Origin of the sequence: Brachybacterium huguangmaarense, assembly GCF_025725725.1 — a bacterium.
Lineage (GTDB): Bacteria > Actinomycetota > Actinomycetes > Actinomycetales > Dermabacteraceae > Brachybacterium > Brachybacterium huguangmaarense.
The window spans coordinates 1,412,318-1,435,250 of the sequence record NZ_CP107020.1 but is presented as its reverse complement, the minus strand read 5'-3'; the positions used below and the strand labels follow the sequence as shown (position 1 = coordinate 1,435,250).

Below are 22,933 nucleotides of genomic sequence, written 5' to 3'. Positions count from 1 at the left end.
GGCAGGGCTCACCGCACCAGGGTACGGCTCAGCCCCACACGAGCCCCATCTCGGGCTGCTCGAGCACGCGGGAGATGTCGCGCAGCAGCTCGGAGCCGAGCGCGCCGTCGATGAGACGGTGGTCGAAGCTCAGCGCGAGCTGGGCGATGCGGCGCGGCACGATCTGCCCGTCGACCATCCAGGGCTTCTCCTTGACGGCGCCCAGGCCCAGGATCACCGACTCCCCGGGGTTGAGGATCGGGGTGCCGGAGTCGATGCCGAAGACCCCGAAGTTGGTGATCGTGATCGTGCCCTCGCGCGTCGCCGAGAGGGAGGTGCGGCCCGCGCGCGCGGTGCGGGCGAGCTCGCTGATCTGCTCGGCGAGCTCGCGCAGCGTGAGCAGGTGGGCGTCCTTGATGTTGGGCACGATGAGCCCGCGCGGGGTCGCGGCGGCGATCCCGAGGTTCACGAAGTGCTTGTAGACGATCTCCTGGGCGGCCTCGTCCCACGACGCGTTGACCTCGGGGTTGCGGCGGATCGCGACGAGCAGGGCCTTGGCGACGATCACGAGCGGGGAGACGTGCACGTCGGCCCACTCGCGGTCGGCCCGCAGCCGCGCGACGAGCTCCATCGTGGCCGTCATGTCGATCTCGTTGAACACCGTCACGTGGGGCGCCGTGAACGCCGAGGACACCATCGCCTCGGCGGTGCGCTTGCGCACGGAGCGGATCGGCACGCGCGTCGTGCGCTCGTCGCTCGTGACCCCGTGGAAGGGCTGGTGGCGGCTCGTCTTCATCGAGGCGTCGAGACCGGCGGGCGCCTGCGGGGACTCGTCGGGGAAGTAGTCGCCGCCGCGGGCCTCGTCGCCGGAGATCGCGCGCTGCTGGGCGGCGAGCACGTCGTCGCGCGTGACCGTGCCGCCGGGGCCGGTCGCGAGCACGTCGGCGAGCGCGATCCCGAGGTCGCGGGCGAGCTTGCGCACGGGCGGCTTGGCGAGCACGCGGTCGAGCGGCACCTGCTGGTCCTCGTCGTCCTGCGCACCGCGCCGGCGGCGGCGCCGGGAGGCGGCCGGCCGCGAGCCGTAGCCGACGAGGTTCTTGGGCTCGTCGGGCTCCTCGGACTGCTCCGGGGCCTCGGGGAGCGAGGGCGTCTCCGGCTCGGCCGCGGCCTCGGACGCGGCGGGCTCGGGTTCGGGCTCGGCCTCGAGCGCGCTGCCGCCGTCGGTGTCGACCTCGATCAGGGGCGCCCCCACCTCGACCTCGTCGCCGACCGCGACGAGCACGCGGGTGACGGTGCCCGCGACGTGGCTGGGCAGCTCGACGGCCGACTTGGCGGTCTCGACCTCGACGATGATCTGGTTGATCTCGATCGTGTCGCCCACGGAGACCTTGACGTCGATGATCTCGGCCTCGGTGAGGCCCTCGCCGGGATCGGTGAGCTTGATCTGCACGGGATGGGACATGGGCGGTGCCTTTCTGGGGCGGGAGCTGCTCAGGGGGCGAGGACGCGGTCGACGGCGTCGAGGATCCGGTCGAGGTCGGGCAGGTAGGCCTCCTCCATCCTCGCGGGCGGGTACGGGGTGTGGAAGCCGCCGACGCGCAGGACGGGGGCCTCGAGGCTGTAGAAGCAGCGCTCGGTGACGCGTGCGGCGATCTCGCCGCCGAGGCCACCGAAGACGGGCGCCTCGTGCACGATCACGAGGCGGCCGGTGCGGCTCACGGAGTCGGCGATGGTGTCGATGTCGAGCGGGGAGAGCGAGCGGGCGTCGATCACCTCGAGGTCGATGCCGTCGGCGGCCGCGGTCTCGGCGGCCTCGACCACGGCGGGCACCGAGGGGCCCCACGCGAGCAGCGTGGCGTCCGTGCCCTCGCGCACGACCGCGGCCTCGTGCAGGCCCAGCTCGGGGCGCACGTCGGGGTCGACGTCGCCCTTGATCCAGTAGCGGCGCTTGGGCTCGAGCACGATGACGGGGTCCTCGGACTCGATCGCCTGGCGCGTCATCCAGTAGCCGTCCTGCGCGGTCGCCGGGGCGATGATGCGCAGGCCCGCGGTGTGCGCGAACAGCGCCTCGGGGCTCTCGGAGTGGTGCTCGACGGCGCCGATGCCGCCGCCGTGCGGGATGCGGATCACGAGCGGCAGGTTCACGCGTCCGCCGGTGCGGTAGTGCATCTTGGCGACCTGGGTCGTGATCTGGTTGTAGGCGGGGTAGACGAAACCGTCGAACTGGATCTCGCACACGGCCCGGTAGCCGCGGAAGGCGAGGCCGACGGCGGTGCCGACGATCGCGGCCTCGGCGAGGGGGGTGTCGACCACGCGCTGGGGGCCGAACTCGGCCTGCAGGCCGTCGGTCACACGGAACACGCCGCCGAGCACGCCGATGTCCTCGCCCATGAGCAGCACGTGGTCGTCGGCGCGCATGGCGTCGCGCAGACCGGCCGTGATGGCCTTGGCGATCGGGAGCTTCACGATGCTCATCGGGCGGCTCCTTCGGCGTCGTCCTCGAACTGGGACAGGTACTGGGCGTACGCGGCGCGCTCCTCCTCGACGAGCGGGTGCGGCTCGGCGTAGACGTCGTCGAACAGCGTGCGCGGATCGGGGTCGGGCATCTCGTGGATGTGGTGGTGCAGGCGCATGGCGAGGTCGTGGGCCTCCTCGTCGCAGCGCGCGATATAGGCGTCGTCGATCTCGTCGATCTGCTGGAGGTGCAGGCGCAGGCGCAGGATCGGGTCCTTGGCGGCCCACTCCTCCTCCTCGGCGCGCGGCCGGTAGCGGGTGGGGTCGTCGCTCGTGGTGTGCGCCGCCATGCGGTAGGTGAGCGCCTCGATGAAGCGGGGCCCCTCCCCCGCGCGGGCCGCGTCGAGCGCGATGCGGGTCGTGGCCAGGCACGCGAGCACGTCGTTGCCGTCGACGCGGAGGCTCGGGATGCCCCAGCCGCGCGAGCGCTGGGCGAGCGGCACCCGGGTCTGCACCGAGGTGGGCACGGAGATCGCCCACTGGTTGTTCTGGGAGTAGAAGACGACGGGCGCCTGGAAGCTCGCGGCGAAGGTGAAGGACTCCGAGACCTCGCCCTCGGAGGAGGTGCCGTCGCCGAACAGCGCGAGCACGGCGGTGTCGGTGTCGACGTCGCCGGTGCCGACGACGCCGTCGCGCTGGAGGCCCATCCCGTAGCCGACCGCGTGGGGGGTCTGGGCGCCGAGCACGATCATGTACGGGTGGGTGCGGATCGCGAAGGGGTCCCAGCCGCAGTGGGAGATGCCGCGGAACAGCTCGAGCAGGGTCATGGGCTCGATGCCGCGCGCCCACGCGACGCCGTGCTCGCGGTAGGTGGGCACGAGGTAGTCCTGGGTGCGCGCCGCGTGGCCGGCGCCGATCTGGGCGCCCTCCTGGCCCAGCGCGCTCGCCCACAGGCCCAGCTGGCCCTGACGCTGCAGGCTCGTGGCCTCGAGGTCCGCGGCGCGGATCATGACCATGTCCCGGTAGTAGCCGCGCAGGTCGTCGGCCGTCAGGTGCGCGAGGACGGGGTCGAGCTCGTCGTGGGGCGTGCGGGTGCCGTCGGGCGCGAGGAGCTGGAGCATGGGCTCGTCGTGCGGGTCGGCGGGGATGGTGGTGCGGAAGACGCTCACGGGCACGACCTTAACCTACGGTTGCGTAACTTGTGGGGAGGTGACGGTCACAACGGCCCGAACCTACCGCACGTGTGGCCCCGCTCACAGCCGGGTGATGCGTCCGGACCGCACCACCTCGCGCCAGCGCGGCACGCGCAGGCCGTGGTCGGCCATGCGGCGGCGCAGGGCGCGTCGCGACACGAGCATGCCGCCCACGCCGAGGGCGAGGAAGGGCAGCTCGACGGCGAAGGCGCGGCGGAAGTCGCCGAGCCGGTAGGCGCCCAAGGGCGCCACGGCGTCGAGCACGACGCCGATCAGCAGGATGCACACGAGCGCCGCGAGGAAACCGCCCATGATGACGACGCCGGTCGCGGTGCCCAGGCGATGGCCGGGCAGGCTCGTGCGCGGGAAGTCGAAGCCGACCGAGGAGCCCGGGCCGCCGAAGGAGAGGCCGAGCACCCACACCAGGAGCAGCCACAGCGGGGCGGGGCCGGGCCAGGCCACGAGCACGACGAGCGGCGCGACGCACGTCGAGACGATCAGCAGCACGAGGGTCGAGCGCCGCAGCGGGTGGCGCTGCGTCATCGCGCCCACGAAGGGGCCCATTGCGATCGAGGCGAGCACGAAGAGGGTCATGATGCTCGAGGCGAGGGGCACGGGCAGGTGCTCCCCCGCGGTCAGGTACGGGTGGCCCCACATCATCGCGAACACCATGCCGGGGAAGCCCGACGTGAAATGGGTCCAGAAGCCGAGCTGGGTGGCCGGATGGCGCACGATCTGCAGGACGTCCGACGGCAGGCGCCGCACGTCCTGGCGCACGACCTCCCGCTCGTGGCCCGGCGGGGTCGCGCGCACGAGAGCCAGGGCGAGCACGCCGGCGACCAGGCCGAAGGCGGCGGCCGCGCCGAAGGCCGCCGACCAGCCGTGGCCCAGCAGGATGCCGACGAAGGGGACCGCCGAGAGCACCTGCCCGAGCTGGCCGACGATGCCCGTCAGCTGGGTCAGCAGGGGCACCCGCGAGGCGGGGAACCACGCCGGCACGAGCCGGATCGCGCTGCCGAAGGTGAGGGCGTCCCCGCAGCCGACGATCACGCGCGCGAGGATCGCGAGCCCGATCACGTCGGTGCTCGCGATGAGCAGCTGGCCGGCGGCCATGAGCACCGCTCCCGCGGTGAGGGTGACGCGCGCGCCGTAGCGGTCGAGCAGGAGGCCCGCGGGGACCTGGGCGAGCGCGTAGACGAGCAGCTGGACCACGACGAAGGTCGCGACGATCGAGGCGCTCGTGCCGAAGTAGTCGGCGGCCTCGAGGCCCGAGACCCCGAGGGTCGTGCGCTGGAGCACGGCGGCGATGTAGGCGAGGACTCCCGCACCCCAGACGATGAGAGGACGGCGGAGCGCAGGCATGGTCACGACGATACGGCCGGCGCGCCACAATGACAGCATGGCCTTCACCCCCGCGCCCCGCGTCCGCTCCGTGCAGCTGTCCGGATCCGGCCTCGCCGCCCGCGTGAGCCCCGACGGCCTGACGGAGCACGGCTGGTGGCTCGAGATCGGCGGCCTCGTCCAGTCCCATGTGGACCTCGCGGAGCCGACGACGATCCGGCACGAGTACCTGCGTCGGATCGCCACCGTGCTCGACGGATGCCGGGCTCCCGGCCGGCCTCTGTCGGTGCTGCACCTGGGGGCGGGCGCGCTCACGCTGCCCCGCTACGTCCAGGCCACGCGGCCCGGCTCGCCCCAGGTGGTCGTCGAGATCGAGCGCGAGCTCCCGGACTTCGTCGCCTCGGCGCTGCCGCTGGCCCCCGGCACCGATCTCGAGATCGTGATCGGCGACGCCCGCGAGGCGCTCGCGGGCATGACCGGGGCCCGCTTCGACGCGATCGTGCTCGACGTGTTCAGCGGCCTCGACTCGCCCGCCCACCTCGCGTGCACCGAGTTCTACGCCGAGGCGCTCGACCACCTGACGGAGGCGGGACTGCTCGCCGTCAACGTGGGCGACGAGCCCGGCCTGCGCTTCTGGGCGGGCCAGGCCCTCGCCCTCGCCGAGGCGGCCGAGCAGGCCGGCCGCCCCGGGGTGTGGACCCTCGCCGACGCGACCCTGCTCGAGCGCTTCGGCGAGGGCAACCTCGTCCTCGTGGCCGGGCCCGGCATCGCCCCCGAGCAGGCCGAGGCGTGGCTCGCGGCCGGCCCCCATCCCGCCGCGGTGCTCGACCCGGACGAGACGGAGGACCTGGCCGAGCGCCTCGCCTGAGCCTCAGCTCGCGCTGTCGGGAGAGGCCACGAGGGCCTCGAGCGCGTCCTTGTCGAGAGCCGACTGGTCGGCGTCGAGGTCCTGGACGGGCAGCGGGCAGTCGCCGAGGTCGGGGATGGGCAGGCGCTCGCCGCCGCGGCGCATCGACTCGTGGGCGATGACGCCCGGCAGCGTGTAGCGGGCGGCCCGCCACGCGTTGACGACGGGCTGGACGCCCGCGGCGACGGCGCACGCGAAGTCGTCGACGAGGAAGTGATGGGCGCCCTCGTGGCCGTTGGGCGCGCCCTGGAACTCGTCGGGGAGGCGGTCCTGATGGTGGACGGGGGCGGCACCGGCGACGAAGGCGTCGCGCAGGGTCGGCGAGACCTCCGCGAGGCGGGGGTCGTCCAGGCTCATGGTGGCGTCGGTGCGGATCAGGTCCGTCACCTCCACGACGTCCTCCTTGTCGTGGAAGTAGGTGACGTCGACGGTCTCCTCGAAGCTGCTCTTCTCGCCGAAGTACCGGAAGCGCGACTCGCGCTTGTGGGAGGGGTAGCCCACGCGCCGCAGCTCGTTGGTGCGGAAGGCGCCGCCGTTGTCCATCTCGAACAGGGCGAAGGCGTTGGAGACGTCGTTGTCGAACATCGAGACGGACCTGTCGAAGACGCCGTCGCCGCGCGTGTCGGGCCGGCCGAGCGCGGAGACCGACACCGCGTGGCGGTCCTCGAGCACGCCGAGCACGCCGCCGATCGAGTGCGTCGGGTAGAGCAGGGGCGGGTAGGAGGCGGTCGCCTTCCAGTCGTCGCCCCCGGAGAACTTGTAGGCGTCGTAGAAGCCGAGGTCCATGTCGTGCACGTAGTCGCCCTCGGCGTAGAAGACCTCGCCGAAGGCGCCCGAGCGGTGGATCCGGCGGGCGAGCACGACCGCCGCGTTGTACTGGCTCGTCTCGCCCATCATGTAGACGAGGCCGGTGCGCGCAACCTCCTCGGTGATCGCCCGGATCTCGTCCTCCTTGATCGCCATCGGCACCGCGGAGTACACGTGCTTGCCCGCGCGCAGCGCCTGCAGCGCGATCTGCCCGTGGGTCCAGCGCTGGGTGAAGATCGCGACGGCGTCGACGTCGGAGGCCAGCAGCTCCTCGACGGTGTCGAAGCGGCCCGCGAAGTGCACGGGGTGCTCCGCGCGCTGCTCGATCGCGTCGATGCGCTCGGGCACGGAGTCCACGGCGTACAGGGCATCGATCTGGGGATGGACAGCGAAGAGCTCGGCGAAATGGGTGCCGAACTGCCCGATGCCGACGATGCCGAGGCTGAAGGTCATGTTGTTATTTCCTCTCTGCAACTAATGCGTGAGGACAACCCTACGCCCCGCTCAGGACGCAGGCGAGCGCCAGTCCTCGGCGATCTCGAGCAGACGGTCGTTGGCCTCGGTCTCGGCGATCGTGATCCGCACGCCGTCCTCGCCGTAGGCGCGCACGACGAGCCCCCGCGCATCGGCGAAGGCGGCGAACTCCTGGCTGCGCCCGCCCAGGGGCAGGTAGACGAAGTTGCCCTGGGAGTCGGGCACCTCCCAGCCCTGGGCGCGCAGGGCGGCGAGCACCCGGTGGCGCTCGGCGCGGATCAGGGCGGCCCGCTGCTCGAGCTCGGCGCGGGCGGCCGGCCGCAGGCACGCGAGCGCGGCCGCCTGCGCGAGCGTGGCGGCCCCGAACGGCAGCGTGACCTGCGAGAGCGCCCGGGCCAGCCGGGGGTGGGCGACGGCGTAGCCGATGCGCAGGCCCGCGATCCCGTGGATCTTGGAGAAGGTGCGCAGGAGCACGACGTTGGGGTGCGCGGCGAAGATCGCGCCCGTGTCCGGCGCGATCTCGGGGTCGAGGAACTCGCGGTAGGCCTCGTCGATCGCGACCACGACGGTGTCGGGCACGCGCGCGAGGAAGCCCTCGATCTGCTCGGCGGTCAGGGCCGGGCCGGTCGGGTTGTTGGGCGTGCACAGGAGCACCAGGCGGGTGCGCTCGCCGATCGCGTCGGCGAGCGCGTCGAGGTCGAGGGCGTGGTCGGCGCCGAGCGGCACGCCGACGCCGACGCCCCCGTGCGAGCCGACCAGGATCGGGTAGGCCTCGAACGAGCGCCACGGGAAGACCACGTCGTCGCCCTGGTCGACGAGGGCGCGCACGAGATCGCCCGTGACCGCGACCGAGCCGGTCGACACCACGATCTGGGCGGGGTCGACGTGGTGCATCCGGCCCAGCTCCTCGCGCAGGGCGACCGCGCCCATGTCGGGGTAGCGGTTGATGCCGTCGATCTGCGCGATGAGGGCGTCTCGCACGGCCGGGAGCGCGGGGAAGGGGGACTCGTTGGAAGAGACCTTGTAGCGCACGAGATCGTCGTCCGCGGCGGGCCGACCGGGCACGTAGGGCGGCAGGGAGGCGAGCGTTGCGCGCAGGCGGATGTTCTCGGATGGGTTCTGGGCGGTCACTGCTCCAGGGTAGGGCCGCGCGCTGGTGCAGACTGGATCCATGCGATTCCTCGGACACCTCGTGGTCACGGCGCTCGCCCTGTGGGTGACGGCGCTGATCCTGCCCGGCATGCATCTGGGCGACGACTCGGCGCCCCTGCTCACCCAGGTCCTCACGATCGGGGCCGTCGCGCTCATCTTCTCGATCGTCGACACCGTCGTGCGCCCGATCGTGTCGGTGCTGTCGCTGCCGGTCACGTGCGTGACGCTGGGGCTGTTCCTGCTCGTCATCAACGCGCTCATGCTGCTGCTGACGAGCTGGGTCTCGGGGCTGTTCGGCCTCACGCTCGCCTTCGACTCGTTCTGGTGGGCGCTGCTGGGCGGCATCGTGGTGGGCCTGCTGACGTCGATCGTCGAGGCCGCGATCGATCCGGACGACGACCGCGAGCGTGCCTGAGCCTCCGGCCGCCCGTCTGGAACAATGGGGCCCATGCCTCAGGTCCCCGCGCCCGCCCCGTCGTTCACGAGCCTCGCCGACATCACGCCGCCGATCGCGCTGACCCCCCTCGACGGCCGCTACCGCGCCCAGGTGGCCCCGCTCGTCGACCACCTCTCCGAGGCCGCGCTCAACCGCTCGCGCCTCGTCGTCGAGACCGAGTGGGTCATCCATCTGCTCGCGACGGGCGCGATCCCGGGCCTGCGCACGCTCACCGACGAGGAGGTCGCCCTGCTGCGCGCGATCCCCGCCGACTTCGGGGCCGAGGGCATCGCCGAGCATGCGGAGATCGAGGCCGAGACGGTCCACGACGTCAAGGCCGTCGAGTACTACATCAAGCGGCGCCTCGCGGGCACCTCGCTCGAGGACCTCGGCGAGCTCGTGCACATCTACTGCACGTCCGAGGACGTCAACAACCTCTCCTACGCGCTCATGATCCGCGGCGCCGTGCACGACGTGTGGCTGCCCGCGCTGCGGGATGTCACCGAGCAGATCGCCGCGCTCGCACGGGAGACCGCCGAGGTGCCGATGCTCTCGCGCACGCACGGCCAGCCCGCGACCCCCACCACGCTCGGCAAGGAGCTCGCGGTCTTCGCCCACCGCCTGGGACGTCAGATCCGCCGCATCGAGGCCGACGAGCACCTCGGCAAGCTCAACGGTGCGACGGGCACCTATGCGGCCCATGCGATCAGCGTGCCGGGCACCGACTGGGAGCAGGTCTCGCGCACCTTCGTCGAGCATCTCGGCCTGACCTGGAACCCGCTGACCACGCAGATCGAGTCCCACGACTGGCAGGCCGAGCTGTACGCGGACGTCGCGCGCGCGGGCCGCATCCTGCACAACCTCGCGACCGACATGTGGACCTACATCTCGCTCGGCTACTTCCGTCAGCGCCTGTCGGCGCAGGGCGGCACGGGCTCCTCGACGATGCCCCACAAGGTCAACCCCATCCGCTTCGAGAACGCGGAGGCCAACCTCGAGATCTCGGGCGGCCTGTTCGACGTGCTGTGCCAGACCCTCGTCACCTCGCGCCTGCAGCGCGACCTGACGGACTCGACCACCCAGCGCAACGTGGCCCCCGCCTTCGGGCACTCGCTGCTCGCGATCGCCAACCTGCGCCGCGGGCTCGCGGGCCTCGACGTCGACGCGGAGGCGATGGCCGCGGACCTCGACGCCAACTGGGAGGTGCTCGGCGAGGCCGTGCAGTCGGTCATGCGCACCCTCGGGGTGCAGGGCGTCGAGGGGCTCGACAACCCGTACGAGCGCCTCAAGGAGCTCACCCGCGGACACCGGGTCGACGGTGCGGGCATGCGGGACTTCATCCGGGCGTTGCACCTTCCGCAGGACGAGGAGCAGCGCCTGCTGGCGCTCTCGCCCGCGAGCTACGTCGGCTACGCGCCCGACCTCGTGCGACACCTGCAGGAGGAGTGACGATGATCGACGAGCCCGGCTACCACAGCGACAAGAAGGCGTACCTGCGCCGGCTCAAGCTGATCGAGGGCCAGGTCCGCGGCCTCGCGCGCCTGGTCGAGGAGGACACGTACTGCATCGACGTGCTCACACAGGTCTCCGCGGTCTCCAAGGCCCTCGAGTCGCTCTCGGTCGCCCTCGCCGACGACCACATCCACCACTGCGTCCAGCACGCCGCGGCGTCGGGGGATCCCCTCGAGATCGACCGCAAGATGGACGAGGTCATGACGGTCGTCAAGAGGCTCATGAAGTGAGCGGGAAGCCGCTCGCACGCTCCTGGTTCGACCGAGGGGTGCTCGAGCTCGCGCCGCTGCTGCTGGGCTGCGAGCTCGTGGGGCGCGGCGTCCGGCTGCGCATCACCGAGGTCGAGGCGTACGTGGGGGCGCAGGACCCCGGTTCGCACGCCTACCGCGGGATCAGCGCGCGCAACGCGACGATGTTCGGCGAGCCCGGCCACCTGTACGTCTATCGGCACATGGGCCTGCACTCGTGCATGAACGTCGTGGCCGACGCCGAGGGCGTCGGCACCGGCTGCCTCGTGCGCGCCGGCCGGATCGTCGAGGGCGTCGAGCTCGCGCGCGAGCGCCGCAACGCCGCGGGGGTGTCCCGCACCGACCTGGACCTCGCGCGCGGGCCAGGGCGGGCGACCGTCGCGTGCGCCATCACCTTCGCCGATGACGGGCTCGACCTGTGCGACGGCGCCCGCGACCCCGCGACCGCGATGCATCTCGAGGGGCGCGATCCGGCCCTGCCCGCGCCGACCGTCGCGACCGGTCCGCGCATCGGGCTGCGGGAGATCGCGAGCGATCCGGAGCGCTTCCCGTGGCGCTTCCGCATCGCCGGGGACCGCACCGTCTCGGGCCCGGGGCGCCTGAACCGCTGACCGCGTGGCCGGTGCCACGGCACCCAGCGGGTCGTACAGTGGCACGTGGACGCAACGACGCGTCCGGCGGCGGGGCCGGCGGTCCGCGCCGCCCCGCCTGCTCCCCCGGGAGCGGAACCGAAGGATCTCGGTCATGACCTCGACGTACGTGCATCCGTTCCGTGAAGGCTCGAAGGACGAGAGGGCGCTGCTGGGCGGCAAGGGCGCCAACCTGGCCGAGATGACCCGGCTGGGCCTGCCGGTCCCGCCCGGCTTCACGATCACGACCGACGCGTGCCGCTACTACATGCACGAGGGCGAGAACCCGCCCGAGCTCGCCGCGCAGGTCGCCACGGCGCTCGGGGAGGTCGAGCGCGACCTGGGTCGCGCGTTCGGCGACCCGGCCGATCCCCTGCTCGTGTCGGTGCGCTCGGGCGCCGCGATGTCGATGCCGGGCATGCTCGAGACGGTCCTGAACGTCGGGCTCAACGACGAGACCGTGCGGGGGCTCGCGGAGCGCTCGGGCTCGGAGCGCTTCGCGCAGGACTCCTACCGGCGCCTGCTGCAGATGTTCGGGCGCACCGTGCAGGGCATCGAGGGCGAGCGCTTCGAGGAGGTCATGGACCGCACCAAGGCCGAGCGGGGCGTGGCGACGGACGTCGAGCTCACCGCCGAGGACCTGCGGGGCGTCGTCGAGCAGTTCCAGCGCATCATCGCCGAGGAGACGGGCGCGCCGTTCCCGCAGGATCCGCGCGAGCAGCTGCGCCAGTCGATCCGGGCCGTCTTCGACTCGTGGAACGCGCCGCGCGCGATCATCTACCGCAACGCCGAGCGCATCAGCCACGAGATGGGCACGGCCGTGACCGTGTGCTCGATGGTGTTCGGCAACCTCGACGACCGCTCCGCGACGGGGGTCGCCTTCACGCGCGACCCGGCGACGGGCCAGGGCGGCGTCTACGGGGACTTCCTCGTCAATGCGCAGGGCGAGGACGTGGTCGCCGGGATCCGCAACACGCGCTCCCTGCCCGAGCTGGGCGAGGTGGTGCCCGAGGTGTACGCCGAGCTCACCGGGATCATGGAGACGCTCGAGGGGCACTACCGGGACCTGTGCGACATCGAGTTCACGGTCGAGTCGGGGCACCTGTGGATGCTCCAGACCCGGGTGGGCAAGCGCACCGCGGCCGCGGCCTTCCGGATCGCCACGACGCTCGTCGACGAGGGCGTGATCGACGAGGACGAGGCCCTGCGCCGGGTGAGCGGCGAGCAGCTGACGCGCCTGATGTTCCCCCGCTTCGACGACCACGCCGAGCGGGAGCTCGTGGCGCGCGGGCTCAACGCCTCCCCCGGCGCGGCCGTCGGCGAGGTCGTCTTCGACTCCGAGAGCGCGATCACCCAGCAGCACGAGGGGGTCGCGACGATCCTGGTGCGGCGCGAGACCAACCCGGAGGACCTCGGCGGCATGCTCGCCGCCGACGGGGTGCTGACCTCCCGCGGCGGCAAGACTTCGCACGCCGCGGTGGTCGCGCGCGGGCTCGGCAAGACGTGCGTGTGCGGCGCCGAGTCGCTCGAGGTCGACGAGAAGAACAAGGTCATCCGCTCGGGCGGCGAGGTGATCGCGCGCGAGGGCGACCTGTTGTCGATCGACGGCTCGACGGGCGAGGTGTTCCGCGGCGAGGTGCCGGTCGTGCCGAGCGAGGTGGCCCAGTACCTCGCGGGCGAGGTCGACGCCGAGGGCGGGGACGTGAGCGACCTGGTCGCCTCGGTGCACCGGCTCATGACCGTCGCCGATCGCACGCGGCGCCTGCGGGTGCGCGCCAACGCCGACACCGCGGAGGACGCCGCGCGGGCCCGGGCGATGGGGGCCGAGGGGATCGGGCTGGTGCGCACTGAGCACATGTTCCTTGGGCCTCGGCGCAAGCACGTCGAGGACCTCGTGCTCGCCGCCGACGACGAGGAGCGCCAGGCGGTGCTCGAGCGGCTGCTGCCGATGCAGCGCGACGACTTCGTCGGCATCCTCGAGGCGATGGGGACCCACCCGGTGACGATCCGGCTGCTGGACCCGCCGCTGCACGAGTTCCTGCCGGACATCACCGATCTGTCGGTCAAGGTCGCTCGCTCCGAGGAGCGCGGCAAGAAGGGGTCCAAGCGGGACCGCCGGGTGCTCGCGGCCGTGCGACGCCTGCACGAGCAGAACCCCATGCTGGGCCTGCGCGGGGTGCGGCTGGGGCTGACCATCCCGGGGCTGTACGGGATGCAGACGCGCGCGATCCTCGAGGCCGAGGCGCACGTGCGCCGCGCCGGCGGGGAGCCGCACGTCGAGATCATGATCCCGCTCGTGTCCTCGATCCGGGAGCTGCTCGAGATCAAGCGGGAGCTCGACGCGGTGCGCGAGGAGGTCGTCGGCGAGGTGGGTCTCGACCTCGACTTCCGCATCGGCACGATGATCGAGCTGCCGCGCGCGGCGCTGCGGGCCGACGAGATCGCCGAGGTCGCGGAGTTCTTCAGCTTCGGCACGAACGACCTCACGCAGACCACGTGGGGATTCTCGCGCGATGACGTCGAGGCCGGGTTCTTCTTCACGTACAAGGACCGCGGGATCCTGCTGACCAGCCCGTTCGAGTCGATCGACCAGTACGGGGTCGGCGAGCTCGTGCGGATCGGCGCCGAGCGCGGGCGCCGCACGAACCCGCGCCTGAAGCTGGGGGTGTGCGGGGAGCACGGCGGCGACCCGGACTCGATCCACTTCTTCCACCACGTCGGCCTCGACTACGTGTCGTGCTCGCCGTTCCGGGTGCCCGTGGCGCGGCTCGAGGCCGGGAGGGCGACGCTGCTCGAGGACGAGTTCGAGCCGCACCACTAGGCCGTCAGCGAGGCCGGATGGAGAGCACGTCGACGCTCGCCTCGGAGGGAGCGCGCACGGCGAAGGCGACGGCGGCGGCGACCGAGGCGGGGCGCAGGTAGTTCTCGCGCTCGTAGTCGCCGTGCTCGTAGGCGCGCAGTTCGTGCTGCATGTCGGTGTCGACGCGGCCCGGATGGATCGAGGAGACGCGGACGCCGTGCGCCCGCTCCTCCTCGCGCAGGGAGTCGGTGAGCGCGCGCAGGGCGAACTTCGATGCGCTGTAGGCGCCGCCTCCGGGACCTGAGCTGAAGCCCGAGCCGGAGTTGAGGGTGACCACGGTGCCGTGGGCGCGGCGGAGGGCCGGCAGGAGCAGCCGGGTGAGGTCGGCGACGGCCGCGACGTTGGCCGTGAGCGAGCGGCTCCAGTCCTCGGCGGCGAGCTCGTCGACCCGTCCGGACACGAGGATGCCGGCGCTGTGCACGAGCGCGGCGAGACCCTCGGGGAGGTCGAGCTCCTCGACGGCGCGCGCGGTGGCCGCCGGGTCGGTGAGGTCGGCGGCGAAGGGCTCGGCCGAGGGAAGGCCTGCGGCGAGCTCGTCGAGGGCGTCGCGGTCACGGCCGCCGAGCAGCAGGTGGTGGTCGGCGGCGAGCGCGTCGGCGATCGCGCGCCCGATCCCGCGCGAGGCGCCGGTGATGAGCGCGACCGGGCGGGCGGTGGAAGCATCAGCAGGTGTCATGCGATCGAGTCTGGCATGGTGCCTCCCTCTCCCCCGCCGACCTCGCCCGGCGATCGCTGTCGGATCAGTACGGCGGCGGGTCGTCGAAGGTGAAGGGCGGAGCAGGCGGGTCGGACGAGGTCGGGGGCGTCTGCGACTCCGGTGCCGTCTCCGACGCCGACGCCGACGCTGGCTTCGACGCCGCCGTCTTCTCGTCCGGCGCTGCCCCTCCTCCGTCCCTTTGCCGGCACCGAGCCCACGCGCGGTAGAAGGCGCGCGCCATGGCGGGCGTGGTGAGGTCCGTGTCGTCGGTGACCGTGATCGTCGCGTTCAGTCCCAGATGCCAGGCGGTGCGCCCGGGGTGCACGATCGTGTGCGGGGGCGGCGGCTCGGCGGGCAACGGCGGGAGCGGCCACGGGGAGCTCGGCTCCTCCCCCACATGCTCGCCCTCCGCATGCTCGCGCTCCGCATGCTCGCCCTCCGCTTGCTCGTCCTGGCCGCTCATGCCGCTAGCGGCGTCTCTCACCTCGATCACGCCGGGAACGCGCACGGGGTCGATCGTTCCCGCGGTCTTGAGGCTGTGATGCTTCCAGCACAGGTCGTGGAGGTTCTCGACCTCCGTGCGGCCTCCCCGTTCGGGATGGAGGTGGTCGTACTCCTCGATGTGGTCGGCCTCGCTGGCCCAGGTCACGAGGCCGGTGCAGCCGGGGACGGCGCACTGTGCTCCTCGCAGGCGGAGGTGCTCGAGCATCGAGGGCGTGGGCCTGTACCGCTGCGGGGCGAGCGGCAGGAACGCGCCGGTGGTCGGGTCGGTGAGCACGCGGTACCAGGTGTCGACCTGGCCCGCGAGGTCACGCGCCAGGGGCGCCGGGATCGGGGCGATGCCCTCGATCACGCCGGGCGCATCGGACTCCCCCAGCAGGGTCAGGGCGGGGACGAGCACGTTGAGGCGGTACCGCTGCGCCGGCACCTCGATGCCGCCGGTGTCGTGGACCGAGTGCACCAGGAGCGCATAGCGCAGCGCCGCCAGAGTCAGGGGTCGCCCGCTCTCCGCAACCGTGCCGTCGTCGAAGGGGATGGGGGACCCCGCCTCGAGGGCGCGACGCTGCTGGGTCTGCACCGCCCTCGCCCCGGCGTCGAGACGTGTGGACAGGAAGAAGATCTCCGGCACCGGGCCGGTCACGGCGAGCGTCGCGGTGCCGTCCTCGCGTGCGAAGGTCTCGACCCTGCGCAGCCGGTCGGGGACGCACGCCGGCGCGGGCTGGCCGGCGGCGACCCAGGCGATCGCGCGGGCGAGCTCACGACGGAACCGCTCCGCCGTGATGCCCGCGTCCCAGCGCGAGACCATGCCGTCGAGCCGAGCGCACGCGGACTCGTCGAGATCGCTCGACCGCCGCAGCAGGCGCGTGAACCACTCCGCCGGCATCTGGCCGGCCGACAGCCGGGCGAGGGTCAGCGGGAAGGCCGTCACGGCACGATGGGCGTCGCGGACGAGAGCACTCGCATGACCACGCGTGGTGCGCAGGGAGCAGGCCACCTGCAGCTCGACGAGATCCGCCGGATCGTCGGACTCGGGGTCCGTGACAGGTGGCGTCCACAGTGCGGCCAGACGGCGGTGGCGATCGGCGAGCAGGCGCGACTCCTCGGCACCGAGGTCCCACAGGCTGCGGAGGTCCCGCGACAACGCGACGTCACCGGCCGCGTCGACACGCTCGGCGAGGCCCTCGCGCGTGAGCGGGAGACGGGCGCGAACAGGGCCGGGCGGGCGGACCCCCGCACGAGGCGCGGCGCCGCGGCGGTCGCTGGGCGCCCTGTCGCGACGTTCTGTCGTGGTCATGGCGCCCCTCCCCTCCTGTCGTCGTCGCGCGGCTCCCTGTCGTCCACCCGTCGAATCATCGAACACGTGTTCGATACGGACCACTCTAGTCGCTGCGTTCAGGTGCAGGAAGGCCTGGGCGCCATATTCTTCCCTGGTATTTTCCTGATGCCTCCACAAGGCAGACTTCTCCACATCCCATGCTTTTCCACACTGCGGACTTCTCCACATCGCATCCCCACTCGATCGACCCCAGCCGCAGGTCTCCTCCCCACGTGCGCCGTATCCACCGCGACATCCGGCGATGGACAGACGCCGCCGGCATCGCCAAGAATGATGGCCAAGGAATCACGTCGGGACACCATCGGGAAATGCCCGGCGTCACGAGAGAATGCATGAAGAGACCGATCGCCGCAGAGCGATCCCGGGCGACAGGAGACAGACGTGGACCACACCTCGACAGACCCCATCTCGACGCGCCCCACCTCGACAGACCGCACCTCGACAGCATCCCGATGCGGCGGCGCCTGGCAGAATCCGCGGCATGCACACCCCGAGCACCGTCGCGCTGCGGGCCACCTCCCCGACCGATCTCGCGACCCTCCGCACCCTCGTCGACGATCCCGCGTTCGCCGGCTGGGGAGGCGAGGGACCGCTCTCCGACGATGACCTCCGCACCAAGTACCTCGGCGCGCGGCTGCCCGATGTCGAGTGCTTCCTGGTGCTCCGGGGGGACGCGCCGGAGGATCTCGATCCGGTCGGGCTCGCCCTGCTGCACGTCGCCGACGAGGGCGAGGGCGGCGGCCTGGACCTGATCCTCCTGCCCCGAGCGCGCGGTGCCGGAGCAGGCAGGACGGTCGTCGAGGCGCTCGTGGAGCGGGCGCAGGCCGTGCACGGGTGGGCACGGCTCACGGTCGACCCGGACGTCGGCAACCCGGCCGGGATCCGCTTCTGGGAGGCCGTCGGCTTCGTCCGTCTGCGACGCGTGGAGGACGCGCCGGGCCGCGAGCCGTACCTCCTCATGGAGCGCAGGATCGCCTGACGGCCGGCTCCCGGTGCCTCGTGGCACGATGACCGCGTGCTGCCCGCCGCCCCGCCGTCCGTCCCGCCGATCGAGAGCCCTCGCGCCCGCACGCTCGTGCGGGCCGAGATCGTGATCGTGCTCGCTCTCTCGCTCGGCCAGTCGGCCGTCTACGCGATCCTCGCGCTCGCGGACGCGCTGAGCCGGGGACCGCTGCGCCACCAGACCACGTCGCTCAACACGTCCCAGTCGCCGCGGCCCTGGTTCGACTTCGCCTACCAGCTCGTCGGGATCGCCGTGACCCTCACGCCGGCGGCCCTGGCCGTGCTGCTCCTGGCGATGAGCGGGCTCGCCGCGTGGGAGACGCTGGGTCTCGCACGAGCGCGCGGCGGGCGACGTCGCCTCGTGCGCGACCTGGGCTGGGGCGCGCTGCTCGCCGCCTCGATCGGGATCCCCGGCCTCGCGATCTACTACGCCGGGCGGGCGATCGGCGCGACCGTCGAGGTCGTGCCCGCCGCGCTCGGCGAGTACTGGTGGACGGTCCCGGTGCTGATCCTCCAGGCGATCAAGAACGCCGTGATCGAGGAGGTGATCGCGGTCGGCTATCTGACCGTGCGCCTCGAGCAGCTGGGCTGGGGGCCTCGACGCATCGTGGCCGTCTCCGCCCTCCTGCGCGGCAGCTACCACCTCTACCAGGGCATCGGCCCGGGCATCGCCAACGCCCTGATGGGCGTCGTCTTCGCGGAGTTCTTCCGGCGCACCCGCCGGACGATGCCGCTCATCGTCGCCCACACGCTGCTCGACGTGGTCGCGTTCGTCGGCTACGCCCTGCTCAAGAACGTCATCGGGCTGTGAGGAGGCGTCGCCTCACAGCACGTACGGCTCGCCCTCGCCGTCGGAGACCATCGGCAGACCTGACTCGAACCACTGGTCCATGCCGCCGCGCACGTTGATCGCGTCGTAGCCGTTCTGGTTGAGCCACATGGCCGCCTGCACGCTGCGGCCGCCGCTGCGGCAGATCAGGTACAGATCGCCGTCCTCGGGCAGCTCGCCGAGGCGGGCGATGAGCTCGCTGGCCGGCAGATGCTGAGCGGTGGGAGCATGCCCCGCCTCCCATTCGTCCTGCTCGCGCACATCGATGAGCTGAGCGCCCTCGGGCAGATCGGCGGGGTCCACGGCGTCCACGTTCATGGGTTCCAGCGTACGCGGCAGGCCCGTGCCTCGGCACCGGGCACTACAGCACCGGGCCGCGCACGGGCCAGCCGGCATCGGCTCAGCGCGCGGACAGGGCCGCCCGGCGCACGAGCGGCGCGCTCGCGGCCACCGCGACGCCCACGAGGGCATAGGCGCAGATCGCGGCCGCGACGTACAGCACGACGGGGATCACGCTCGTGGACATCGATCCCAGCACGGGCGAGAGCAGCACGAGCGCCGAGGTGGTCGCGACGATCGAGCTGAGCGCGACGGGCAGCACCACCTCGGCCGCGCGGGCACGGTGCAGCTGGGCGACCGTGGCCCCGCCGATGTGCTGGGCGCGGTAGGTGTCGGCCTGGTCGATCACGCGGGCGGCCTGGGTGACGCCCGTGCTCACGGCGGCGAGCACGGTCGCGATCCCGAGGGTCAGGTAGCCTCCGGTCATGAGGGCGGACGCGAACTGGTCGGCGTCGCCGCTCGAGTCGCCGACCACCGCGAGCAGCGTCAGCATGCCGGCCACGACGAGACCGAAGGTGATGCCCGAGACGGTCCTCCAGCCGGACTTGGGGTCGGCGGCGAGGCGCCGGGCCCCCACCAGCCAGCTCGGCCAGGGCGCGGTGGCGCCCACGGCCTTGGCCGCGAGCCACACGACGAGCGGACCGACCACGTCGACCCCTGCGACGACGATCATCATGAACACCGCGATCACGGCCATCGCGACGCCCGTGTCATGGAAGGACATGCGGCTGACCACGACGAAAGCGACGAGCATGAGCACCCACAGGCCGCCGCGCAGCAGCGACACCCGCACCGTGCGCGACTCGCGTGCCACGCCGAGCGGCGAGATCGCGACGCCCACGAGGGAGATCGCCCCGGAGGCCGCGGCGAGCGCGACGAGCACGAGGACGAGCACCGGATAGGCCCACACCGGCAGCATCAGCTCGGAGGCCGTGAAGGGCGTCATGCCGAAGTCGAGGCGGGTGAGCACCGGGGTCACGGCGAGGTGCACGCCGATGCCGAGCACGGCGCCCACGAGCGCCTGCACGGCCACGTCGAGCACGGCGATCGAGCCGACCTGGCCGGTGGTCCCGCCCACGAGGCGGATGGTCGCGAGCGACCTGGCGCGGCGCACGAGCGAGAGCTTCGCGGCGGAGGCTCCGAGGCTCACGGCGCTCGGGACCAGCAGGGCCCCGGCGACGACGGCGCACACGACGAGCGAGGCGGCGAGCTGCTGCTCGTCGGACAGCCCCGCCCCGTCGGGCAGGGGCGTGTCGCCGGGCAGCAGGTGCGCGCGGTGGGCGAAGGCGACGACGCCGCCCACGACGGTCGCGAGGATCGCCGAGGACGCGGTGAAGGCGATGACGGCGAGCGCCTCGGAGACCGAGCCCCGGCGCCGCAGCAGGAGCGGGATCATGCGCGCGCCTCCCGCCCGTCGCGACGGAACTCGCTCGCGATCCGGCCGTCCTGCATCGCGAGCGTGCGCTCGCACGCGGAGGCGACGCCCATGTCGTGCGTGACGACCACGAGGCTCGCCCCCGCCTCGTGACAGGTCCCCACGAGCAGGTCCATCACCGCGTGACCGGTGGTCTGGTCGAGGGCCCCGGTCGGCTCGTCGGCGAAGACGACGCCGGGGCGCCCCGCGAGGGCGCGCGCCACGGCCACGCGCTGCGCCTGGCCGCCGGACAGCTGGCCGGGTCGGCGGTCGTGCATCCCCGCGAGCCCGAGCCGGTCGAGCCATCCGCGGGCCTCGGCGGTCGCCGAGCGACGCGACGCGCCGCCGAGCAGGCGCGGCAGGATCACGTTCTCGAGGGCCGTGAGCTCCGAGAGCAGCTGGCCGTCCTGGAACACGAAGCCGAAGTCGCTGCGCCGCAGACGGGTGCGGGCGCGGTCCGGCAGGGACGCGAGGTCGGTCCCGTTGTAGTCGACGCTGCCCGCGGCGGGACGCAGGATCCCGGCGAGCACGTGCAGGAGGGTCGTCTTGCCGGAGCCGGAGGGGCCCATGATGGCGAGCGACTCGGCGGGGCACACGGCGACGTCGACGCCGTCGAGCGCGACGGTGCGCTGGGTGCGGTCGCCGTAGACGGCCGTGAGCGCGCGCCCGCGCAGGATGGGGGCCGGGCCCGTCGTGGGCGGCAGGGCGGCGTCGGGATGAGGGGCGGCATATGTGGTCATGCCCCCAGCCTCCGCGGTGGCCGGCCGGGCGCGCGTCGGCCCGCGGGACCATCGTGGGCCGCGGGCGTCCGACCCCGGGCGGACGCCGCCCGCTCAGCCGAAGCGACCGGAGATGTAGTCCTCGGTCTGCTTCTCGGCCGGGTTGGTGAACATGCGCTCGGTCTCGTCGAGCTCGATGAGCCGGCCGGGCTTGCCGGTCCCGGCGATGTTGAAGAACCCGGTGCGGTCGGAGACGCGCGAGGCCTGCTGCATGTTGTGGGTGACGATGACGATCGTGAACTCCTCCTTCATCTCGTGGATGAGGTCCTCGATCGCGAGGGTGGAGATCGGGTCGAGCGCCGAGCAGGGCTCGTCCATGAGCACCACCTCGGGGCGCACCGCGATCGTGCGGGCGATGCACAGGCGCTGCTGCTGGCCTCCCGAGAGCCCCATGCCAGGGCGGTCGAGGCGGTCCTTGACCTCGTTCCAGAGGTTCGCGCCCTGCAGCGAGCGCTCGACGAGCTCGTCGGCCGCGGACTTGGAGATGCGCCGGTTGTTGAGCTTGACGCCCGCGAGCACGTTGTCGCGGATCGACATGGTCGGGAACGGGTTGGCCTTCTGGAAGACCATGCCCACGCGGCGCCGCACGTTGACGGGGTCGACCCCCGGGGCGTAGATGTTCTGGCCGTCGATCTCGACCGTGCCCTTCGCGTACGCACCGGGGATCACCTCGTGCATGCGGTTGAGGGTGCGCAGGAAGGTGGACTTGCCGCAGCCGGAGGGGCCGATGAGGGCCGTGACGGTGCGGGGCTCGATGACCATGTCGACGTCCTGCACGGCGAGGAAGTCGCCGTAGTAGATGTTCAGGTCCTCGACGGTGATCGGCTGGGGCATCGGGGTTCCTCTCGGGAGCGGGTCGGGCAGGGCCTCAGCGGCCGGTCTTGGGGGCGAACCAGTAGCTGACCAGGCGCGCGATGATGTTCAGGATCATCACGATGAGGATCAGCGCGAGAGCGGCACCCCACGCGCGGTCCAGGTTCGCCGTGATGCTGCAGGCGTACTGCAGCCCGGTGAAGGGGTTGGTGACGACATCGGCGTTGCACGTCGCGAGGTCGAGCTTGTACTGGCTGTTGATGAAGGTCGGCAGGGTCTGCATCTGCCCGTCGAACAGGTTGAGGTTGTACTGCGGGAGCACCTCGGCGGTCAGCAGCAGCGGCGCCGTCTCGCCGATCACGCGGGCGATCGCGAGCGTGACGGACGTGGTGAGCCCCGCGATCGCGGTCCGCAGCACGACGCGCACGACGGTGAGCCACTTGGGCACGCCGAGCGCATAGGCGGCCTCCCGCAGCTCCATCGGCACGAGGCGCAGCATCTCCTCGCTCGAGCGGACGACCGTCGGGATCATGAGCACCGACAGGGCGACCGACCCCATGATGCCCATGCGGATGCCCGGATTGCCCTGGTGCCCGCCGGCGACGTCGAACAGCTGCGTCGCCGAGATGAACATGGCCAGGGCGAACAGGCCCGCGACGATCGACGGGATGCCCGTCATCACGTCGACGAGGAAGGTGATGCCGCGCCCGAGCACCCGCAGGGCGCCGGTGCGCGCGTACTCGACGAGGAAGATCGCGGTCAGCAGCCCGATCGGGACCGAGATGACGGTCGCGCCGAGCGTGATCAGGAGGGTGCCGACGATCGCGTGGCCGATGCCTCCCGCGTCCATGCCGCCCGTCACGCCCGACATGTCGGCCGTGAGGAAGCCGGGGGTCACGAAGCGCGCGGCGCCCCGGGAGATGACCTCCCACAGCAGCGAGACGAGCGGGATCAGCGCGAGCACGAAGGCGCCGATCACGAGCATCGACATGAAGCGGTCCATCGCCCAGCGGCGCCCCTCGCGGACCCTCGCGTAGGCGTAGGCGAAGGCGAGGTGCAGCACGTAGCCGAGCACCACGACGGCGGGCAGGGAGAAGGCGCCGGCGGCGAGGAGCACGACGGCGGCGACGACGAGGGCCGCCGCGGCCGACAGCAGCAGGTGCCACCACGGCAGGCGGCGCTCCTCCCCCTCGCGGCGGATGGGGGTGCGGGCGGTGGTCGCGCTCATGGG

At 72.4% G+C, this 22,933-nt stretch carries 21 protein-coding genes; 8 read left to right on the top strand and 13 right to left on the bottom strand.

The genetic code is table 11. The features are described 5' to 3' along the window. Nucleotides 1-28: 28 nt before the first annotated feature. From BRM3_RS06310 to BRM3_RS06295, 4 genes are all read right to left on the bottom strand, one after another. Nucleotides 29-1,441, bottom strand: a complete 1,413-nt coding sequence (locus BRM3_RS06310) for a dihydrolipoamide acetyltransferase family protein (protein ID WP_263595230.1) — start codon at nt 1,439-1,441, stop codon at nt 29-31. A 29-nt stretch (nt 1,442-1,470) separates the two neighbouring features. Next, nucleotides 1,471-2,454 (bottom strand): alpha-ketoacid dehydrogenase subunit beta, encoded by a 984-nt coding sequence (locus BRM3_RS06305; RefSeq protein ID WP_263595229.1) that lies wholly within the window; start codon nt 2,452-2,454, stop codon nt 1,471-1,473. Next, nucleotides 2,451-3,602 (bottom strand): thiamine pyrophosphate-dependent enzyme, encoded by a 1,152-nt coding sequence (locus BRM3_RS06300; protein ID WP_396127033.1) that lies wholly within the window; start codon nt 3,600-3,602, stop codon nt 2,451-2,453. Before BRM3_RS06300 ends, BRM3_RS06305 begins: the two co-directional genes overlap by 4 nt. An 84-nt stretch (nt 3,603-3,686) precedes the next feature. After that, a complete protein-coding gene (locus BRM3_RS06295; protein ID WP_263595228.1) occupies nt 3,687-4,988 on the bottom strand; it encodes an MFS transporter in 1,302 nt (433 codons plus the stop codon). A gap of 37 nt (nt 4,989-5,025) precedes the next feature. On the opposite strand from BRM3_RS06295, the gene BRM3_RS06290 reads away from it, so the two are divergent. Continuing rightward, nucleotides 5,026-5,835, top strand: a complete 810-nt coding sequence (locus BRM3_RS06290; protein WP_263595227.1) for a spermidine synthase — start codon at nt 5,026-5,028, stop codon at nt 5,833-5,835. Nucleotides 5,836-5,838: 3 nt separating this feature from the next. On the opposite strand, the gene BRM3_RS06285 is transcribed toward BRM3_RS06290, so the two are convergent. Both BRM3_RS06285 and BRM3_RS06280 read right to left on the bottom strand, forming a co-directional pair. Then, entirely contained in the window at nt 5,839-7,134 is a 1,296-nt protein-coding gene (locus tag BRM3_RS06285; RefSeq protein WP_263595226.1) for a Gfo/Idh/MocA family protein, read from the bottom strand. Nucleotides 7,135-7,185: 51 nt separating this feature from the next. Beyond that, nucleotides 7,186-8,286, bottom strand: coding sequence for a histidinol-phosphate transaminase (locus BRM3_RS06280; RefSeq protein ID WP_263595225.1), 1,101 nt, complete (start codon nt 8,284-8,286; stop codon nt 7,186-7,188). Nucleotides 8,287-8,326: 40 nt separating this feature from the next. Between BRM3_RS06280 and BRM3_RS06275 the strand changes: the two genes are divergently transcribed. The 5 genes from BRM3_RS06275 (at nt 8,327) to ppdK (ending at nt 13,953) form a co-directional block, all read left to right on the top strand. Then, on the top strand, nt 8,327-8,722 hold the full coding sequence (locus BRM3_RS06275) for a phage holin family protein (RefSeq protein ID WP_263595224.1): 396 nt from the start codon (nt 8,327-8,329) through the stop codon (nt 8,720-8,722). A gap of 33 nt (nt 8,723-8,755) precedes the next feature. Next, on the top strand, nt 8,756-10,192 hold the full coding sequence (gene purB, locus BRM3_RS06270; protein ID WP_263595223.1) for an adenylosuccinate lyase: 1,437 nt from the start codon (nt 8,756-8,758) through the stop codon (nt 10,190-10,192). A gap of 2 nt (nt 10,193-10,194) precedes the next feature. Next, a complete protein-coding gene (locus tag BRM3_RS06265) occupies nt 10,195-10,485 on the top strand; it encodes a metal-sensitive transcriptional regulator (RefSeq protein WP_263595222.1) in 291 nt (96 codons plus the stop codon). Further along, entirely contained in the window at nt 10,482-11,114 is a 633-nt protein-coding gene (locus tag BRM3_RS06260; RefSeq protein ID WP_263595221.1) for a DNA-3-methyladenine glycosylase, read from the top strand. Before BRM3_RS06265 ends, BRM3_RS06260 begins: the two co-directional genes overlap by 4 nt. Before the next feature lie 133 nt (nt 11,115-11,247). Further along, nucleotides 11,248-13,953: a pyruvate, phosphate dikinase gene (ppdK, locus tag BRM3_RS06255; protein ID WP_263595220.1), complete on the top strand. Its 2,706-nt coding sequence runs from the start codon at nt 11,248-11,250 to the stop codon at nt 13,951-13,953. A 4-nt stretch (nt 13,954-13,957) separates the two neighbouring features. On the opposite strand, the gene BRM3_RS06250 is transcribed toward ppdK, so the two are convergent. Further along, nucleotides 13,958-14,668 carry an SDR family oxidoreductase gene (locus BRM3_RS06250; protein ID WP_263595219.1) on the bottom strand — a complete coding sequence of 237 codons (711 nt, stop codon included), beginning with the start codon at nt 14,666-14,668 and terminating at the stop codon, nt 13,958-13,960. A gap of 64 nt (nt 14,669-14,732) precedes the next feature. Further along, nucleotides 14,733-16,484 carry an HNH endonuclease signature motif containing protein gene (locus BRM3_RS06245; RefSeq protein ID WP_263595218.1) on the bottom strand — a complete coding sequence of 584 codons (1,752 nt, stop codon included), beginning with the start codon at nt 16,482-16,484 and terminating at the stop codon, nt 14,733-14,735. 523 nt (nt 16,485-17,007) lie between these two features. On the opposite strand from BRM3_RS06245, the gene BRM3_RS06240 reads away from it, so the two are divergent. Both BRM3_RS06240 and BRM3_RS06235 read left to right on the top strand, forming a co-directional pair. Then, nucleotides 17,008-17,505, top strand: coding sequence for a GNAT family N-acetyltransferase (locus BRM3_RS06240; RefSeq protein WP_263595217.1), 498 nt, complete (start codon nt 17,008-17,010; stop codon nt 17,503-17,505). Between the two features lie 36 nt (nt 17,506-17,541). Next, entirely contained in the window at nt 17,542-18,339 is a 798-nt protein-coding gene (locus tag BRM3_RS06235; RefSeq protein ID WP_318152444.1) for a CPBP family intramembrane glutamic endopeptidase, read from the top strand. 12 nt (nt 18,340-18,351) lie between these two features. Here BRM3_RS06235 and BRM3_RS06230 read toward each other — a convergent pair whose 3' ends face one another. The 5 genes from BRM3_RS06230 to pstA form a co-directional block, all read right to left on the bottom strand. Continuing rightward, entirely contained in the window at nt 18,352-18,675 is a 324-nt protein-coding gene (locus BRM3_RS06230) for a rhodanese-like domain-containing protein (RefSeq protein WP_263595216.1), read from the bottom strand. Between the two features lie 82 nt (nt 18,676-18,757). Then, nucleotides 18,758-20,092, bottom strand: a complete 1,335-nt coding sequence (locus tag BRM3_RS06225; RefSeq protein ID WP_263595215.1) for an FtsX-like permease family protein — start codon at nt 20,090-20,092, stop codon at nt 18,758-18,760. After that, the gene (locus BRM3_RS06220; RefSeq protein WP_263595214.1) at nt 20,089-20,850 is read right to left on the bottom strand and encodes an ABC transporter ATP-binding protein; all 762 of its coding nucleotides are present in this window, start codon (nt 20,848-20,850) and stop codon (nt 20,089-20,091) included. Before BRM3_RS06220 ends, BRM3_RS06225 begins: the two co-directional genes overlap by 4 nt. A 93-nt stretch (nt 20,851-20,943) precedes the next feature. Beyond that, nucleotides 20,944-21,723 (bottom strand): phosphate ABC transporter ATP-binding protein PstB, encoded by a 780-nt coding sequence (gene pstB / locus BRM3_RS06215; RefSeq protein WP_263595213.1) that lies wholly within the window; start codon nt 21,721-21,723, stop codon nt 20,944-20,946. A 34-nt stretch (nt 21,724-21,757) separates the two neighbouring features. Beyond that, a complete protein-coding gene (gene pstA, locus BRM3_RS06210) occupies nt 21,758-22,930 on the bottom strand; it encodes a phosphate ABC transporter permease PstA (RefSeq protein ID WP_263595212.1) in 1,173 nt (390 codons plus the stop codon). Nucleotides 22,931-22,933 lie beyond the last annotated feature (3 nt).